General features: G+C 51.4%; 15 protein-coding genes. All 15 read left to right on the forward strand.

Going from position 1 to position 17157, the window contains the following annotated elements; genetic code table 11:
* The first annotated feature begins 99 nt into the window (after nucleotides 1-99).
* The 15 genes from QSJ80_RS13135 to QSJ80_RS13205 all read left to right on the forward strand — a co-directional run bounded on the left by QSJ80_RS13135 (nucleotide 100) and on the right by QSJ80_RS13205 (nucleotide 16967).
* Nucleotides 100-1059, forward strand: coding sequence for an AAA family ATPase (locus QSJ80_RS13135; RefSeq protein WP_285764919.1), 960 nt, complete (start codon nucleotides 100-102; stop codon nucleotides 1057-1059).
* 8 nt (nucleotides 1060-1067) lie between these two features.
* On the forward strand, nucleotides 1068-2051 hold the full coding sequence (locus QSJ80_RS13140) for a DUF58 domain-containing protein (RefSeq protein ID WP_285764920.1): 984 nt from the start codon (nucleotides 1068-1070) through the stop codon (nucleotides 2049-2051).
* Nucleotides 2048-2656 carry a DUF4381 domain-containing protein gene (locus QSJ80_RS13145; RefSeq protein ID WP_285764921.1) on the forward strand — a complete coding sequence of 203 codons (609 nt, stop codon included), beginning with the start codon at nucleotides 2048-2050 and terminating at the stop codon, nucleotides 2654-2656. Before QSJ80_RS13140 ends, QSJ80_RS13145 begins: the two co-directional genes overlap by 4 nt.
* On the forward strand, nucleotides 2649-3695 hold the full coding sequence (locus tag QSJ80_RS13150; protein WP_285764922.1) for a vWA domain-containing protein: 1047 nt from the start codon (nucleotides 2649-2651) through the stop codon (nucleotides 3693-3695). The genes QSJ80_RS13145 and QSJ80_RS13150 overlap by 8 nt, the downstream gene beginning before the upstream one ends.
* Nucleotides 3688-5607 carry a VWA domain-containing protein gene (locus tag QSJ80_RS13155; protein WP_285764923.1) on the forward strand — a complete coding sequence of 640 codons (1920 nt, stop codon included), beginning with the start codon at nucleotides 3688-3690 and terminating at the stop codon, nucleotides 5605-5607. Before QSJ80_RS13150 ends, QSJ80_RS13155 begins: the two co-directional genes overlap by 8 nt.
* A gap of 26 nt (nucleotides 5608-5633) precedes the next feature.
* Nucleotides 5634-7322: a BatD family protein gene (locus QSJ80_RS13160; protein WP_285764924.1), complete on the forward strand. Its 1689-nt coding sequence runs from the start codon at nucleotides 5634-5636 to the stop codon at nucleotides 7320-7322.
* Nucleotides 7323-7481: 159 nt separating this feature from the next.
* Complete coding sequence (rfbB, locus tag QSJ80_RS13165) at nucleotides 7482-8576, forward strand: dTDP-glucose 4,6-dehydratase (RefSeq protein WP_285764925.1); 1095 nt, start codon at nucleotides 7482-7484, stop codon at nucleotides 8574-8576.
* Nucleotides 8573-9454, forward strand: a complete 882-nt coding sequence (gene rfbA / locus QSJ80_RS13170) for a glucose-1-phosphate thymidylyltransferase RfbA (protein WP_285764926.1) — start codon at nucleotides 8573-8575, stop codon at nucleotides 9452-9454. The genes rfbB and rfbA overlap by 4 nt, the downstream gene beginning before the upstream one ends.
* A gap of 9 nt (nucleotides 9455-9463) precedes the next feature.
* On the forward strand, nucleotides 9464-10012 hold the full coding sequence (gene rfbC / locus QSJ80_RS13175; protein ID WP_285764927.1) for a dTDP-4-dehydrorhamnose 3,5-epimerase: 549 nt from the start codon (nucleotides 9464-9466) through the stop codon (nucleotides 10010-10012).
* A gap of 62 nt (nucleotides 10013-10074) precedes the next feature.
* The gene (locus QSJ80_RS13180) at nucleotides 10075-10995 is read left to right on the forward strand and encodes an NAD-dependent epimerase/dehydratase family protein (RefSeq protein ID WP_285764928.1); all 921 of its coding nucleotides are present in this window, start codon (nucleotides 10075-10077) and stop codon (nucleotides 10993-10995) included.
* On the forward strand, nucleotides 10995-13289 hold the full coding sequence (locus QSJ80_RS13185; RefSeq protein WP_285764929.1) for a glycosyltransferase: 2295 nt from the start codon (nucleotides 10995-10997) through the stop codon (nucleotides 13287-13289). The genes QSJ80_RS13180 and QSJ80_RS13185 overlap by 1 nt, the downstream gene beginning before the upstream one ends.
* Nucleotides 13290-14033 carry a glycosyltransferase family A protein gene (locus QSJ80_RS13190; RefSeq protein ID WP_285764930.1) on the forward strand — a complete coding sequence of 248 codons (744 nt, stop codon included), beginning with the start codon at nucleotides 13290-13292 and terminating at the stop codon, nucleotides 14031-14033.
* Nucleotides 14034-14073: 40 nt separating this feature from the next.
* Nucleotides 14074-14697: a phosphoadenosine phosphosulfate reductase domain-containing protein gene (locus QSJ80_RS13195; protein WP_285764931.1), complete on the forward strand. Its 624-nt coding sequence runs from the start codon at nucleotides 14074-14076 to the stop codon at nucleotides 14695-14697.
* A gap of 17 nt (nucleotides 14698-14714) precedes the next feature.
* A complete protein-coding gene (locus QSJ80_RS13200) occupies nucleotides 14715-15941 on the forward strand; it encodes an NAD-dependent epimerase/dehydratase family protein (RefSeq protein WP_285764932.1) in 1227 nt (408 codons plus the stop codon).
* Nucleotides 15942-15998: 57 nt separating this feature from the next.
* Nucleotides 15999-16967 (forward strand): sulfotransferase family 2 domain-containing protein, encoded by a 969-nt coding sequence (locus QSJ80_RS13205; protein ID WP_285764933.1) that lies wholly within the window; start codon nucleotides 15999-16001, stop codon nucleotides 16965-16967.
* The last annotated feature ends 190 nt before the right edge of the window (nucleotides 16968-17157 follow it).

The following is a 17157-nucleotide window of genomic DNA, read 5'->3' on the forward strand; positions in this document are numbered from 1 at the left end:
GTCGCAAATTCCGGCAGAAGCCCGCAAAGCTATGGCTAGGCCACACACAAGCCGCATAAAATAAGCAGAACCATATAAAAGGTATTACAAAAACGCGTTATGGATATTCGCAACCAGTTCCAGACCCTGCAGGAATGGCTCAGCAGTCAAATCATCGGCCAGGAAGCCCTGGTAAACCGCATCCTGATCGCCCTGCTTGCCGACGGCCACCTGCTGGTGGAAGGCGCGCCCGGCCTGGCAAAAACCAAGGCCATCAAGGCACTGTCCGAAGCTATTGAAGGCAACTTCCAACGCATTCAGTTCACGCCCGACCTGCTCCCTGCGGACGTTACCGGCACCGATGTATATCGTCCGGAAACAGCCGAATTCCAGTTCCAGCCAGGCCCCGTATTCCACAACCTGGTACTCGCGGATGAAATCAACCGCGCGCCGGCCAAGGTCCAGTCCGCCCTGCTCGAAGCCATGGCGGAGCGCCAGGTCAGTGTTGGTCGCAACACCTACAAGCTGCCGCAACTCTTCCTGGTGATGGCGACCCAGAACCCCATCGAGCAGGAAGGGACCTACCCGCTGCCCGAGGCCCAGCTCGATCGCTTCCTGATGCACGTCAACGTGCCCTACCCCCAGGCCGATGCCGAAGCAAAAATCCTGCGCCTCGTGCGCGGCGAAGCCAGTGGCACCGAAGCAGCACCTCGCGCAATCATCGCGCAGGAGGCAATTTTCGCAGCACGCAAACAGGTGCTCGATCTACATATGGTTGAGGCGGTAGAGAATTATGTTGTGCAGCTAGTGGTAGCGACCCGAAACGGCGCGAAGTATGACAGCGAGTTAGGCAGCTGGCTAGACTTTGGTGCCAGTCCCAGGGCCACAATTGCACTGGACCGATGCGCGCGTGCAAACGCCTGGCTCGCCGGGCGCGATTACGTCACACCGGATGATGTCATGCAGGTCGCCCCGGACGTTCTGCGCCACCGCCTGATCCTCAGTTTCGCCGCCGAGGCGGAAGGCATTGATGCGGACGCGGTAACCCAGCGCCTGCTGCAAAAAGTGCCAGCGGTTTAAGCGGAACCATGGCTGTAACGCAGGACCAAAACAGCAACGCCCTTGGACTGGACCAGTCCGGGCCCTACCCGTCTTCCGACACCCTGGTTAGATTGCGCTCCGTCGGGCGTGATCTGCAACTGTTTGCGCCGCGGACTCCCAGTACATCGGAACAGGCCGGCAATCTGCGCACCCGCTACAAGGGCCGCGGCATGGACTTTGCGGAAGTGCGTGGCTATCAGGCCGGTGACGATGTACGTACCATCGACTGGCGCGTAACCGCCAAAACCGGTGAGACCCATACCAAGCTTTATACCGAGGAGCGGGAGCGCCCGGTACTGCTGCTGGTGGACCTGCGCAGCCCCATGTTTTTTGGCAGCAAGCGGGCATTCAAGTCAGTGACCGCCTGCCATGTTGCAGCTTCCCTTGCCTGGGCCGGCCTGCAACATGGCGATCGGGTTGGCGCGCTGGTGTTTGGCGACCACGGCCTCGAGACCGTGCGCCCGAAGCGTAGCCACCACGCGGTGCTGGCGCTGATAAACGAAATGGTGCGCGTGGCCGGCGCGCTGGATTCGCCGGTTGCCGCCGCGGACGCACCGCGACTCAGTACCCTGCTGGAAGAAGCTCGGCGTATCGCCCGTCCCGGCAGCGCAATTATGCTGGCGAGCGATTGCCACGACCTGGATGAAGACTGCGAGCACCCACTGTACCTGTTACAGCGTCACGCCGATGTGCAGATCCTGCGCATACTCGACCCACTAGATAGAGCACTGCCCCGCGACTCCATTACCCTGAGCGACGGCAATAAACGCTGCTTCGCGGACAAACACGATACGCAGCTGCGCAACGCTTTCGAGAATAGCCAGCTCGCCGTCCGCCAGACTACAGACCGCTTGTGCCGCCAGTTTGGATTACCGCTGATCGACATCGATAACACCCAGCCGGTGGTGCAACAGCTGCGTCAGGTCTATCGCGCCAAACAGACACGACGGCCAGTGGGGGTGAGCGCGTGATCAAAACCCAAGCTGCTCAAGCCGCTCCAGCACCCCAGCTTTCGCCGAAAGCCATGGAGCTGCTGGCACAGCTGCGTGACATCCGCGAGCCGGACCCGGTGGGCTTCTGGCCGCTAGCGCCAGGCTGGTGGATCCTGATCGCACTGCTGCTCTGCGCCCTGATTGCACTCAGCATCTGGCTTTACAGGCGCAAGCAGCAACATCGGCGTAATGCCTACCGGCGCGAGGCCGCCGCTCTGCTGGACCAGATCGACCTGCAATCAAGTACCGCAGCGCAGGAGATCAACACCCTGCTCAAGCGCGTCGCCACCCATGTATATGGCCGCGACCGTTGCGCGGCGCTGACAGGACCCGAGTGGCTGGCCTTCCTGCAATCAACCGCCGACCTGAAGATTCCCGAAGCGACCGTCAGGCTGCTGAGCGCGGGCATTTACGCCGCCGGCACCGAACGCGGCGAAATCGCAAGTACCGAAATCGAAAGCACCCTGAACTACGCGAGAGTTTGGATACATCTGCACCGGGCTGAGGAAGCACAGAGCCAGCAGCAAGAGCCGCAGCAACAGCAGCACGAACCCACTCAAAAAGAGGTGCCAGCAGATGTTTGAGTTTGGCAACCTCTGGGCCTGGCTGATGCTGCCACTACCGATTCTGTTTGCGCTTGGCCTGCGGCCAGCGAAGCTGCAACAGAGCGCACTCAAGGTCCCCTATTTTGATGCCATCAAAGGGGGGAGCGAGCGCAGCACACGCAGGGGTCGCAATCTTGTACTTCTCTCCCTGATCTGGCTACTGCTGGTCGCCGCCGCTGCCAGGCCACAGTGGTATGGGGAAGTCATCAGCCAGCCGGCATCAGCCCGGGACCTGCTGCTGGCTGTGGATATTTCCGGCAGCATGGAATCACCGGATATGGTGGTCAACAACCGCCAGGTTACCCGCATTGCGGTGGTTAAAGCCGTTGTGGATCAGTTCATTCAGCGCCGCACTGGCGACCGCCTAGGGCTGGTCCTGTTCGGCAGCCGCGCCTATATGCAGTCTCCACTGACGTTCGATCGCAAGACCGTTGGCACCCTGTTACGCGAGGCCCAGATTGGCTTCGCCGGCCAGGGTACCGCGATCGGGGATGCCATCGGACTCGCGACCAAACGCCTGCTGAAAAGGCCGGCGGAACAACGCGTGCTCATACTTCTGACTGACGGTGCCAACTCTGCCGGCGAAGTCCCGCCCCTCAAGGCGGCGGAACTGGCGAAGCAAAGCGGCGTCAAGGTTTATACCATTGGCGTCGGCGCGGAAGAGTTTTCCCGTCCCGGACTGTTTGGCAGTAATTATATGTCTCGCCGGATCAACCCCTCCGCAGACCTGGATGAGGAAACCCTGCGCAAGATTGCCGACATAACCGGCGGCCAGTATTTCCGTGCGCGGGACCCGCAGGAACTGCAGCAGATCTACCTGGAGCTGGACAAACTGGAGCCCATGGAGCAGGAGGCGGCACAATTCCGCCCGGTAGTTTCCCTCTACTGGTATCCACTTGCTGCAGCTCTGCTGCTGGCTATCGCGTGGCTGGTGTCGCCACTACTACGCAGCCGGCTCAGCGCCTGGCAAAACCCGGCCGACAGGAAGGTAGGAAGACAGGAGGTAGCCAATGGCTAACGAATGGCTTACCGCCTTTGCCGATTTCCACTTCCTGCGGCCAGCCTGGCTTTGGCTGGTGCCTGTCACTCTCATCGCGGGCCTGCTCCTGGCGAAGCACCGCTTTACAGCGCCCGCGCTGGAAAACCTGATCGACAGCGACCTTCTACCGCACCTGATGCAGGGCAGCGACCAGAATCACCGCCGCCTGTTTTACCTGCTGACAGCAGGATTGATGACGCTGGCAATCATTCTTGCCGGCCCTACCTGGAAGAAACTACCGGCACCGGTCTTCAGCAACCAGGACGCGCTGGTGATCCTGCTGGACCTGTCACCCTCCATGCGCGCAGAAGATCTTAAGCCAGACCGCCTGACCCGGGCCCGCATGAAAACCCTGGACCTGCTGAATGCGCGCAAAGACGGCCTGACTGCACTGGTTGCCTACTCCGGTGAGGCACATGTGGTAACGCCGCTGACCGAAGACACGGAAACCATCGCCAACCTTCTGCCCGCCCTCGCCCCTGAGATGATGCCGGTCCCTGGAAGCAACCCGGAAATGGCAACCCAGGTCGCCCTGCAGTTACTGCAGGATAGCGGCCACGTCAGTGGCAACCTTCTGTTTGTCACTGACGATATTGCCCCGGAAGCCATCCGGGATATCAGCAGCCAGGTACCAACAGGTGTACGCGTATCGGCAATTGCTGTGGCGACAAAAGACGGCGCGCCCATTCCCGTAGGTCGCGGCGGTTTTGCCAAAGAGCAGGATGGCTCCATTGTTGTGGCCCGGTATTCGCCACAGGATTTACGCAAGCTCACCAGCGCGCATGACGGCGTTTATCGCGAGATCAGTATCGACGACAGCGACATCGAGGCGGTACTGGACACTATGACCGATATCTCTGAGGCCAAGACCAGCGAGCGCGAATTCGACCAGTGGCATGAATCCGGGCCCACCATTCTGTTGCTTCTCCTGCCCCTGCTCGCCATCGCGTTCCGGCGCGGCTGGCTAATCGCGCTGGTCGCGGTTCCCATGCTGCTGCCGCAGCCATCCCTGGCCCAGGACTGGTCATCGCTATGGAAGAACAAGGACCAGCAAGCTGCGGAATTGCTGGAATCGGAGAAACCGGCAGAAGCCGCCGAGAAATTCCAGCGCGAGGACTGGCGAGCGACGGCAAAATACCGTGCCGGTGAGTACGCCGAAGCCGAAAATGGTTTTGCGGATAACCCCTACAACCTGGGCAATACCCTGACACAGCAAGGCCAGTACGATCAGGCGATTGAGTCCTATAATGCCGCTCTGGCCCGTAATCCCGACGACGAGGATGCGGTACACAACCGGGATATCGCGCAAAAACTGAAAGAACTGCAGGAACAGCAATCACAGCAGAGCCAGCAGCAGGGTGACGAGTCCGAGCAAAGCGATTCGGATCAGCAACAGGACCAGCAGCAGGATCAAGACCAGTCCCAACAAGAGGACCAGCAGCAGGAGCAAGGCCAGAGCCAACAGCAGGACCAAGAGCAAGACCAGCAACAGGGCCAGCAGGACCAGAGCCAGGCTCAGCAAAACCAGCAGGCAGGCCAACAGGCGGAGCCTGACGAGCAACAAAGTCAGGATCAGTCAGCCCAACCACAGGCAGAACCGGAGCAGCCCGAGCAGGAGCAGTCCCCGGAGGAGCAAAAAGCCGAAGCAACTCGGGACCCAAAAGACCCACAAGAGCAACAGGAACAAGCGGAGGCTCAGCCAGGTCAACTGGACGACAGCGAACTCGACCCGGATGAGCAGCAACGACTCGAGCAGTGGTTGCGGGAAGTCCCGGACGATCCATCCGGCTTACTGCGCGCAAAATTCAAGTATGAAAGCCGCAAGCGCAGGCAGGAACTGCGCACCGGCCAGTGGCAGGCCCCGGAGAATGGAGCGGCCAAAAGATGGTGAAACCTTTGATAGCGTTTGATACCCCAATGACAACCATAATATTTCGAACCACGCGACTACTGTTGGCCGCATTCGCAGCAGCCCTGCTCTTCATCGGAAAAGCCAGTGCTCAAGGGCAATTGACGGCCACCATCGATCGGAGCGAGATCACCATTGAGGAAACCCTGACCCTGCGACTGCGCTATTACGGCGACACGGCTGGAGAGCCGGATATTTCGGCACTCAAGGTCGGCTTTGAGGTACTCGGCAACCGCCGCTCCAGCCAGTACCGCAACTACAACGGCCAGGTGGAAAGCTTCACCGAGTGGCTGTTGACGCTCGCGCCCAAGCGTGAAGGCAAGCTCACCATCCCGCCCATTTCATATGCGGGTCACAAGACCCCACCACTGGATGTGCAGGTCAATCCGCCCGGCGCCCTGCCGGAAGGCGCCAACCGCGAGGCATTCCTGGAGGTTGAAACGGACAAAGAGCAGGTGCGCGTCGGCGAGCAGTTGCTGGTCAAGGTACGCCTGTATACCTCTGTCAGCCTGCACAGCCTGGACCCGTCTCCGCTGGATATCCCCAATGCACAGGTCGAAAAAGTGACAGAAAACCGCTACGACCGGCACATCAATAATGTCGGTTATGCGGTGTATGAAATAGTTTTTGCGGTGTTCCCGGAAAAACCGGGTCCGATCACAATACCCGCCCTCACCTACCACGCACTGACAGGCGACCGGGACCCTTTCTCCATCTTCAATCGCAGTAGCAAGCGTATGCGCCTGCGCTCGACGTCCAAAAACGTCATGGTGATGCCAAGACCGGACAGCTATTCCGGCGAGCACTGGCTACCTGCGCGTAGCCTTGGCATTGCCCAGGCCTGGAGCAAGGACCCGAAGGAGTTCAAGGTCGGGGAGCCCATTACCCGCATCCTGACCGTTACCGGTGAGGGGCTAAAGGCTTCCCAGCTACCCCCGATCCCGCGACTGAGTGTGGATGGCCTAAAAACCTACCCGGATCAGCCACAGAAGGAAGATACCACCAGCATGCAGGGCATCACGGGTGTGCGTACGGAGACCACGGCCATCGTTGCCAGCCAGCCAGGAGACTACGCCCTGCCCGCGGTCACCATTACCTGGTGGGACACTGAGGCCCAGCAGCAACGTGCCGCTTACCTACCGCCGTTCACCTTCACCGTCACCGGTGGGCAAACAATCGCCCCAGCAGAAGGGGCTGCAGCTGAAACCGGTCCGCTAACCACTGCGCAGCAGGAAATCGCAACAGCAGACAACAACTGGCTATGGCGGGCACTCGCGATTGGTTCTCTGATCGCCAACCTGGCGCTTGCCGGGCTGATTATTTGGTTGTGGAGAGGTCGAATCCGAACAAATTTCGACCAGGCGACTACAGAAGAGCCAGAGCCGGCTGCATTACCTGACCTGGAAACCGCTGCCGCCAGCGGCGATGCCGCAAACCTGCAGCCCGCCCTGCTGGCCTGGGCCCAGCGACAGCCGGGAGTACAAACCGGAGACTCCTTGAGCAAAGCTGCACAAAGATCGAACAATCCAGACTTCTCGAAGCTTGTTGTGCTTCTAGAGCAGGCGTTGTTCGCGGAGCCTGCGCGGCCACTGAATTCACATCAAGTACAAATATTAATCAGCAGGCTTGAGAAAGATAAATCCAACGTAGCCGGCGAGTATAAAAACAAACCGACGCTGAGCGAGCTTTATCAGTAGGAGTACAGTATAGAGGCGAAAATATAATCAAATTCCGCAATTTGCATCGAATTTGATTTATGTCAGGTTGTTCCTCCAAGAGAACTATTGGTACTATTACCGATTAGTTTTATTGAGTCCAAGCCCTTCTTTTTCTTGGACTTTCTCGGGGGAGAGGTAATGGATACCATTTTTGTCACCGGTGGTGCCGGCTTCATCGGCAGCGCGGTCGTTCGCCATATTGTTCAAAATACAACCTGCAAAGTTGTCAATATCGACAAACTGACTTACGCAGGCAACCTGCAGAGCCTATCGTCAATTGACGGATCAGAGCGATACTTTTTTGAGCAGGTGGACATCTGCGATAAGAAGGCGCTAGACAAGCTTTTTGCCCATTACTCCCCAGCCGCTGTAATGCACCTTGCTGCAGAGTCCCACGTTGACCGTTCGATCGACGGGCCGGGTGCATTTATTGAAACCAATATTACCGGCACCTATACGTTGCTCGAATCAGCACGTGAATATTGGCTGAGCCTGGAAGAGAGCAAACAGATAGCCTTCCGCTTCCACCAAATCTCAACTGACGAAGTGTATGGAGACCTGGAAGGCACCACAGACCTCTTTACCGAAGAGACCCCTTACGCACCCAGCTCACCCTATTCCGCCAGCAAGGCCGCCTCGGACCATCTCGTCCGCGCATGGGGCCGAACTTATGGCTTACCGATCGTCGTCACTAACTGCTCCAATAACTACGGTCCATTCCATTTCCCGGAGAAGCTGATCCCGCACGTTATTCTGAACGCTCTCGCTGGCAAACCACTACCCATCTATGGCGATGGCTCTCAGATCCGGGACTGGCTCTATGTAGAAGACCATGCGCGCGCCCTCTTCAAGGTAGTTACTGAAGGTGAAGTCGGTGAAACCTACAACATCGGCGGCCACAACGAAAAGAAAAACATTGAAGTAGTGGAGACCATCTGTGCACTGCTTGAAGAACTGGCACCCAGAAAGCCAGACGGTGTCGAGAAATATACTGACCTGATCACCTTCGTGAAAGATCGCCCTGGCCACGATGCCCGCTACGCAATCGACGCAGCCAAAATACAGAAGGAACTTGGCTGGACCCCAGACGAGTCGTTCGAAACCGGCATCCGGAAGACCGTTGAGTGGTACCTGAATAACACAGACTGGTGGCAAAACGTCCTTAACGGAAATTACAAACTAGAGCGAATTGGCCAGGAAAAGCAGGAAGGAACAAAGGAAGTAATCGCATGAGCAACGGATACAAAGGGATAGTACTCGCCGGTGGTTCCGGCACTCGCCTGCACCCAATTACACTGGCGACTTCGAAGCAGTTACTCCCTGTTTATGACAAGCCGATGATCTACTACCCGATTTCCACATTGATGCTGGCCGGCATTCGGGAGATCCTGATCATCTCGACGCCCCGCGACCTCCCCGCCTTCAAGGAACTGCTTGGCGATGGCAGCAACTTCGGCGTTGAGTTTACTTACGCAGAGCAACCCTCACCGGATGGCCTTGCCCAAGCCTTCATCATCGGTGAAGAATTTATCGGCGACTCAAATGTCGCTCTTGTCCTAGGTGACAATATCTTTTATGGGCAACACTTTACCGAAAAGCTGAAAAATGCTGCTGCAAAAGCATCCGGAGCATCGGTTTTTGCGTACCATGTGTCCGACCCAGAAAGATTCGGCGTTGTTGATTTTGATAGCAACCATAAAGCTATCTCAATTGAAGAAAAGCCCCAAAAACCCAAATCAAATTTCGCTGTGACAGGGCTCTATTTCTACGACAATCAAGTCGTAGAAATAGCCAAAGCCATCAAGCCGTCACCACGAGGTGAGCTGGAGATAACAGACATAAACTCCATCTATTTGAAAGAGAACCAGCTTAATGTCGAGCTATTGAGCCGAGGGTTCGCCTGGCTCGATACAGGGACACATGACTCCCTAATGGAGGCCAGCCAGTTTATCCAAACGCTGGAGCAGCGCCAAGGCCTAAAGGTTGCCTGCCTGGAAGAAATCGCGATGAACCACGGATGGATAACCAAGCAGAGTGTCGCCGCGGGCGCCAAGTCACTTTCAAAAACGACCTACGGCTCCTATTTGGAGTCAATCTCCAAGAACGCTTAGGATGCTCCTGTGAATTTTATTGAAACAGACATACCCGACGTTAAGATAATCGAACCTATAGCACATGGGGATGATAGAGGCTATTTCATGGAAACATTTCGCGAAAATGTCTTTCATAGGGCCTGCGGAAAAACAAGATTCGTTCAAGAAAATCAATCTCTGTCCCAGCAAGGGGTATTGCGCGGACTGCACTACCAACTTAATTCTCCACAAGGAAAACTCGTAAGAGCGATATCAGGAAAAATTTTTGACGTCGCTATCGACTTACGGAGGTCTTCATCATCATATGGGAGCTGGGTGGGCACTGTGCTTAGCGATGAGAACCGACACCAACTCTGGATTCCAGAAGGTTTCGCACATGGTTTTTTTACATTAAGCCAAAGCGCCTTAATATCCTACAAATGCACAAATTATTATCATCCAGAATCTGATCGCTGCATTAGATGGGACGACCAAACAATTGCTATTTCGTGGCCAATCCCAAAAAAGGCAATACCGAAAATATCCGAAAAAGATGAAAATGGCTTAAGTTTCCTTCACGCTGAAACATTTGCATAACAAACAATTTATTTACGGACCAAAAAAAACGCGATTTTTAATGCCCCAGGGGGGGGGTGGGAATGATTGGAGTGATAGGTGCAAACGGTTTTGTAGGTAGAGCCCTTCTAGCTCACTATGAAACCACTGGCGTAGATTTTTACACAGTTACAAGAGCAGGAAACAAGCATCAGCGGAAGGCACTTTCCCAAGATGAATTTTTAGGCTCTGGTTCAACCGAACTGTTAAAAAAAACGGACACAATAGTTTATCTAGCAAGCGCCACAAAACCGCGCGAAAATATCGATGTTCGAGATGAAATTCAGCTTTCTGTAATTCCATTTCTGAACTATTTACGTCGAGCCATGGAGACCAATAACAAAGTCAAACTAGTCTATCTCTCATCAGGCGGCCAAGTATATGGCACCGATCACAAAAAGAATATTGTAGAGTCCACTCTTCTCAGTCCAGAAACTCCATACGGGTGGGGCAAGGAAGCGGTCGAAAAAACGATTGAATATTACTCAAGAACAAACGGCTTAAGGTACGCAATTTTAAGACCGAGCAATCCAATTGGCGCTCACCAAGTGTTCCATAGCTTCGGCGTCTTACCAAAGTTAATAGAATGTGCGTACAACCGCAGGCAGTTTGAGATAATCGGCTCAGGAAACTCATCCAGGGACTATTTAGATGTGGAAGACTTGTGCTCGGCTATCGAATTGGCTGCCAAGCACCCTGCATCCGGAGTCTGGAATGTAGGATCCGGACATGAAACCAGCATTTATGACCTCATCCAACTTGTGGAGCGAATTACCAAAAAAAATATCAAAGTTGCAATCAACACCTCACAGGAGCAACTGGAAAACGCCAAACAAGATCGAACACCCCTGGATATAACAAAAATTCGAGCCGATTTAGGTTGGGAGCCAAAAATCGACCTAGACACTTCAATTCGACGCATCGCCAATTTCTATCAAGATTTACAAAGCGGGAAAATTGCCTGATGGATATAAAGCCCTTGGAACGGACATCACTGAAGAAGCTAATATCAGAACCCCTAAACGACAATGAAAAATATCTGATAAAAAGTTTTTCACCAGACATATACGTTGCATTACAAGGTGGTAAGTCGCAGGAAAATGTCGCATCTGGTGATATCCAGCTCCCATTCTTTAATCGCGCGACATATATTGAAAAGTCATCTGCGCCAGGGTTAGACAAGCTCAACAAAAGTGAGCTTTTTCTTCATTGGGTTAGATTTGGCTTTAATGAGAAAATCATTCCGACGAATTTTTTTGACGAAAATTTTTATCTCTCGAAATATAATGATATCAAGAAGTCAAAGCTCTGGTCATTCAAACACTACCTAACGAATGGGTACGGCGAATATCGAACCCCGCATAATGCATTGCAGGATGCTGGCCCGAGAAATCACGTTGAAAAACGATACAGAAACTTAGTATTGTCCGAAGAAGATTTTCTTTTTCTGAGATCAATCATCAACCTTTTTAAGGGAACAGCCTTAGAGAAGGCGATCACAAAGCGGGAATCGAATACAACAATACAACTTCTAGAGAAAAATAACCCCCTAGCACAAATTTTTTCAGAGGAAATATATCGATTTTCTTTATCTGCAGAACATGAAGAGCTCTGGTGCCCTGAGGGCAAAGCCCTTTTACACTGGCTGAGAAACGGAAGAAAATTGGACTTGGATTTCTCAGCATTTTTCTGCTCAAAAACATATCGAAGCTGCAATCGGGACATAGCTTCGCTGCCAAGCGAAAGGCGTTTGCAGCACTTTTTGAATCATGGAATCTTTGAAAACAGGAAAGCGTGTCGCGTTTTCGATGCCCCGAAATATGCAAAAAATCGTAGAATCCCACGTGGAAAATCTGCACTATTACAAGCATTTATCGAAAAGGATATCGGGGTCGCCGATGCATCAAACAACGTACTTCTATCGCAACGAAAATCCTGCCCAACAGAACTGACCGATACAGCGCTTGAACTTAAGAAAGTAGAGGCAAAAATAAGTTCCGAAACGATCCAGAGCCAACTGAGAAAGGCCCAGGAAATTGAACCACGAATTGACTTCGATACCCGGGGGCGCTCTATATTTATCCCCGGAGCTTACTCGCCCCATAGTCAGCTGTACAACTCCATGGGGGAAATTCAGCACAGCTTACAAAAAAAGCACTACGAAAATGTTGTTTTGATTCCCCATTGCCGCATGAGCGGAGCGGGACGTGTTGCAGGCTCATTAACGTCTGCACTATCAACCTTATTCCACTCTACGAACACTTGCATAATTGTGACGGACGGGGAGTCATTCGATTATCCAAACTGGTTCCCAGAAGGCACAGACCTACTGCACTTTTTTAGACCAACACAGCATCTATCGCCTGGAGAAAAAAACCTAGCGCTCACGACACTAATTAGAGCCTTGCAAGCGAAACGTGTTTTCAATGTTAACAGCCGACGAGGCTGGACCACATTCAGCCAATACGGAGCGCAACTCTCCACAATTTGCGACCTATATTCCTATTTGTTTTGTTCGGACCTGACCGCTGAGAATCTTCGCACAGGCTATCCACAAGAATTTTTTCGTGACACATTTCAGTATCACAAGAAAATCTTCTTGGATAATGAAACAATTAAAAGGGAGCTTGAACAGGATCATTTATTAAGCGAAACACAGCTTGCAAAATTAGAGGTTCTCCTTTCGCCAACGACTGTTAAAAAAACTATTCAGGTTCAGAGGAGGCTTCAAAAGCTGAAGAACATACTCCCCTCCAAACCAAAGGTATTCTGGGCTGGCCGATTCGACCGTCAAAAGAATTTTCGCCTGCTGACAGAGATCGCAAGAAGAACCCCCCAAGTTGAATATTGGGTTTGGGGAAAGGCAGTCTTAAATGATACCAATATCGAAAGCCACCCTAAAAATATTGTTTTTAAAGGGGTGTACGGCGATTTTTCTGAACTACCGCTAGATCAATGTACGGCGTGGCTATACACGAGCTTATGGGATGGTTTGCCGACAATTCTAATCGATGTCGCCGCAACAGGAACGCCAATAATCGCAAGCAATGTTGGGGGAATCCCAACTCTTCTAGAAGGATTTGGCGGCAGTCTAGTTGATAGCTACGCTAATGCAGATGCCTATATCAGCCGCATACAAGAACTACTTCAAAATATCGAGGCCTTCAGAGAAAATGCAAATACACTGGCAAACCTAGTGGAATCCAAGTATTCGATCGAAAATTACAACGAATCTATTAAGATTGCACTGGACACGTAAATGAGTACAACAAGTAAAAAGGCAGCACGCCCCCTGTGCACCCTTATAATCACCGCGCATAAAGAAGGCCTCCTTTTAGGTGCGACCATCAAGAGTTTGCTGGCATGTGAAAAATTTGCCGGCCCTGAGAACTATAGCTTTCACAAAGTGATTTACCTTGACAACGCTGACCAGGAAACTAAAGACATCGCGTACAATGCAGAAAAATGCTTCGGCTTTTCTATCGTCGAAACGGAATATGCAGATCAAGGAAAAGTAAGAAATCAAGCCGCATCCGAAGCGCAAGACGGCTTCATCGCATTTCTAGACGGCGATGACATATGGAGCGAAAACTGGCTTTCAAAAGCACTTGCCACTGCATCACAAAATAAGAACTACATCGTGCATCCAGAGTTCAACTGGTTTTTTGGCGGAAGCAATAATATTCTCCACAAGATTGATCAGGATAGCCAACTATTCAGCAAAAATTTTCTACGCACCGGAAACTACTGGGACGCGTTATGCTTGGCTCATAGAGACATATTTACTCATGTGCCCTACTCTGCGAGGGACATTGCCACTGGTTTTGCATTTGAAGATTGGCATTGGAATTGCGAAACAATACAAATGGGCTACAAACATAAAATCGCTGAGGATACGATTCACTTCAAACGCAGAAGAGCCAATAGCCAGACAATTGCCGCTTCAAAGCGTAAAGTGCTGATGCGAGATACCAATCTAATACATTTCGATAACGCTGACTAGAAAGCACCGACTCAACAACCAGAATAAGACGGAAACCTGAATGAGCACTGATAGGATATCAACTCTTAACAAGGCCTTTGCACAGAATAAGGACCTGCTGCATTTAGTAGAGGAAGTTTTACAAGAATTTAGCAAACCAATATTTACAACTAGCTTCGGTTATGACTCAGGCGTATTGCTTTCCGTGATTGCCAGAGTAGCAAGAGAAGTACCCGTCCTTTGGATTGATACTGGATTTACTCATAGAGATACATACGCTTTTATAAAAAGCATCGTGCGCAATTCGGGAATTAACCTAAAAGTATATTCGCCTACCTACAATTCCAACTATCTATCGAATGTTCTAGGTATTGACCCACTTGGAGGACCTGATAGTCGGGAGAAGTTCAATTTTCACACCAAGGTTGAACCAATGCAGAGGGCTTTGGCTGAACACAAGCCCGACCTGTGGGTAAGCGGCGTGAGAGCTGAGGAAACAGATCATAGAAAGAATCTTGAAATGTTTGTAAAATCCGGCGACCTAATTAAATTTTCGCCCTTAATTCACTGGAGTCACAAGGAAGTCAGAGAGTTTAAATCAAAAAACAGCATCCCATCTCCGGGTGGCTACTTTGACCCCACAAAAACTGAAGACCGCGAAGAGTGCGGCATTCATTTAATTTGAAAACGAAGGAGTTCGATATGAAAAAGATTCTTGTACTTGGTGGCGACGGCTTTTGCGGATGGCCGACGGCACTTCATTTGTCCAAGCATGGCCACGAGGTGGTTATCGTAGACAACCTTTCTCGCCGAAATATTGACAACGAGCTTGGCGTCTCATCTCTTACGCCTATTGCCTCAATGGAACGTCGTCTGGATTGCTGGAAGGAGGTCTCCGGTAAAACCATCCGCTTCCACAATATTGATCTTGCACATGAATATAGGGATTTTCTTGACCTGGTACTCGCTTACGAACCGCATACAATAATTCACTTTGCGGAACAACGCGCAGCGCCCTATTCGATGAAATCCGCAAAGCATAAAATCTATACTGTAGACAACAATCTGAACGCAACACACAATGTGCTAGCTGCAATTGTTGAGAGCGGCCTGGATATTCACCTGGTACATTTGGGAACTATGGGTGTTTATGGCTACGGCACTGCCGGCATGAAAATCCCTGAAGGCTACTTAACTGTCAAGATTGAAAACGATTCCGGCGCTGAGGTAGAAAAAGAAATTCTGTATCCGGTAAATCCAGGCAGTATTTACCATATGACCAAGACGCAGGACCAACTGTTCTTCGCCTATTACAATAAGAATGACGGTCTTCGCATCACCGACCTCCACCAAGGCATTGTATGGGGCACCAACTCGGAAGAAACAAGCCTACATGACGACCTGGTGAACCGGTTCGACTATGATGGTGACTACGGTACGGTTCTTAATCGATTCGTAATGCAAGCTGCCGTAGACCACCCCCTCACAGTGCATGGTACCGGAGGTCAAACAAGGGCATTTATTCACATTAAGGACACCGTACAGTGTCTGCGACTGGCAGTCGAAAACGAACCTGAGAAAGGCGAAAAAGTCCGAATCTTCAACCAGATGACAGAGACGCACCGTGTACGGGATCTCGCGAAGCTCGTTGCCGACGCATCCGGCGCAGAAGTGAACTTTGTTAACAACCCCAGAAATGAAGCCGACGAAAACGACCTATTCGTGGCGAACGACTGCTTCCTACAGATGGGACTCAAGCCGACTTATCTTTCGGAGGGCCTGTTAGCCGAAGTTAATGAAATCGCCAAGAAATATGAATCGCGTTGCGACCACTCGAAAATCCCCTGCGTTTCCTATTGGACCAACGAACAAAAACAAGGGAAAACTAACGAAGAGAAGGATAATACAAATCTCTCATTAACCTCTTAATAGATATCTGTATTGGGCTGAGTATCACTCAGCCCTGATCCTCGAGTATATATTCCTATGAACAAGTCATTTACTTTTCAGCAAGAAATTAATTGGTACTGTCATCCCGCGCGTAAGGCAAAGCTCCTATATTGGCAAAATCCAAAAGTTGGATGCTCAAGCATAAAAAAATCTCTATGGAAGAACGAGAGTGGTAGCGCACCCGGCAACGCCCACATACGAGGCCAGTCTCCCTTCCCGCTAATGTCGAGTGAAAACAGCTGTGAGTTTAAAGATTTTAAGCTGTTTACATATGTTCGAAACCCCTTTAGCCGCATACTATCAGCCTATCTTGATAAAATCGGCAAAGGATCCGACAGACATATCTGGCGACCATTTTGCCAACAATTTTCACTACCACGCGCTACAACCAAAGAACAATTTTCATTCAAGGATTTTCTAAAAAAAATAAGATCTACACATCCAAGCAATTTAGACCCACACTTCAGGCCTCAATTCAATGGATTGCTCCCACATGTTCTTTCATATGACTTTATCGGCTTTTTGGAAACAAAAGGTAGCATTGAAGAATTTCTATCCTCTCACTCGGTGGACTATGTTCATAGTGCACCTCACTCAAGAGGAAGCAATAAAAAAATAGGCGATTACTACAGCCAAGAAGAGGTAGACCTTGTGCTGGACATCTATGAGAAAGACTTCGATCATTTTGGTTATTCTACAGCTCTATCAGACTACGCCTCACCAGGAAAATTGACAAGCCTCGCCAATAGTGGCCTCGTCCATCCCTCACAAATCTTCGAGGACTTTGAAGGGTTCCTGAATCGTGATGCCATCGAGCCTCACTCAAGCTCCTTTCATAAATTAAGTAGTTTCGACAGTGATCGCCGAAAGGTGGAGTTCTTAAAAGGATTCATAAAAAATTGTGGCGCTATCAATAGTAGCGTATTCATAAAGGAAGCGATAAACATACTTAACGCTAACCACGAACTAGCCACAATGAAGCTACTCTTAGAACGAGTCGACTAATTGCTGCCGTCTGCATCAGGCCCTACACTGGTTGACGCACTTTTCGGGTGGCAAAAAACTAAATTTCTGGTTTACACATAAACATCAGTCATTCATTGGCGAGCACATGCCCGCCAATGAGCCCTGAAATTTGGCAGGCCCCTAGTATCCTAGACACTCTTTAGCGTTACAATAACGCCAAAAGAGGCGT

It is taken from the genome of Biformimicrobium ophioploci, assembly GCF_030270605.1.
In the GTDB taxonomy this organism is placed as follows: Bacteria; Pseudomonadota; Gammaproteobacteria; order Pseudomonadales; family Cellvibrionaceae; genus Biformimicrobium; species Biformimicrobium ophioploci.